Raw genomic sequence first — 1,034 nt, 5'->3', positions numbered from 1 at the left:
GTGGTCATCTAAGTCTGAGAGACTACGATGCTCAGGTGGGTGAAGCCATGGCCATGGTCAAAGCGCTTAACCGGATCACGCTATCAGGAATGCCGAACAGTATTCGCATCACGTAACAATCGACCAGTATGGGGCGCAGTCATTACAGGTTCTGATTTATTCAACAAATCCTCCTCTTATAACTATCAGGAACGGGGGATGAGGACGCTGATTTTAACGGCTAAAATAGACCACCGTGATGGTATCTGGCGGGTCAGCTCGCGTATTGGACTTTCCGCCCCAGCTTTGGTGTTTAATTTACAAACTGATTTGTTTACCTTGTTGGTTAATGCACAACGTGAGCAGCCTGTGCACTGTATATTAATCGATGAGTGTCAGTTTCTAACCCGCGAGCAGGTGAACCAGCTGTCAGGCATTGTCGATGAATTGGATATTCCGGCGCTGTGTTACGGTCTACGTACTGATTTTCAGGGCGAATTATTTTCCGGCAGCCAGTATTTGCTCGCCTGGGCGGATAAGCTGATCGAGTTGAAAACGGTCTGTCATTGCGGGCGCAAAGCGAATAGAGTGCTGCGGCTTGACGCGCAGGGCAATACGCTGCGTGAAGGTGAACAGGTGGTGATCGGGGGCAATGAGCGCTATGTGTCAGTCTGTCGCAAACATTACAAAAGCGCATTGGGATTAGCTGTATTAGTCGCGACTAGATCTGACACGGGACCTTGAAAGGTTGAGAGTTACCGGTTTTGATATGGGTGTCTAATCCTTAAACAAAACGCGAGGTAACTCTCATGCTTCATACTAACAATCCCATTATCAAACACAAAGCCGGCCTGCTCAATCTCGCCGAAGAGCTCGGTAACGTATCAAAAGCCTGCAAGATCATGGGCGTGTCACGCGATACATTTTACCGTTATCAGGAACTGGCTGCTGAAGGCGGCATTGATGCGCTGGTTAACCAGAACCGCCAGATTCCGAATCTGAAGAACCGCGCCGACGAAGCCACTGAGCGCGCGGTTGTTGATTGTGCTATTGAG

Annotated in this window: 2 protein-coding genes and 1 pseudogene; all 3 read left to right on the top strand. The window is 49.3% G+C overall.

The genetic code is table 11. The features are described from left to right. Positions 1-116 (top strand): annotated as a pseudogene (locus tag QZ506_RS16640) (IS5/IS1182 family transposase); the annotation flags it as partial. A 25-nt stretch (positions 117-141) separates the two neighbouring features. Continuing rightward, a complete protein-coding gene (locus tag QZ506_RS16635) occupies positions 142-723 on the top strand; it encodes a thymidine kinase (RefSeq protein ID WP_291972594.1) in 582 nt (193 codons plus the stop codon). Between the two features lie 65 nt (positions 724-788). Then, on the top strand, positions 789-1,034 hold a 246-nt coding region (locus QZ506_RS16630; RefSeq protein WP_291972592.1), incomplete at its 3' end, for a helix-turn-helix domain-containing protein.

Source organism: Candidatus Symbiopectobacterium sp. (assembly GCF_020054415.1).
Lineage (GTDB): Bacteria > Pseudomonadota > Gammaproteobacteria > Enterobacterales > Enterobacteriaceae > Symbiopectobacterium.
This window is presented reverse-complemented; position numbering and strand designations above follow the sequence as displayed.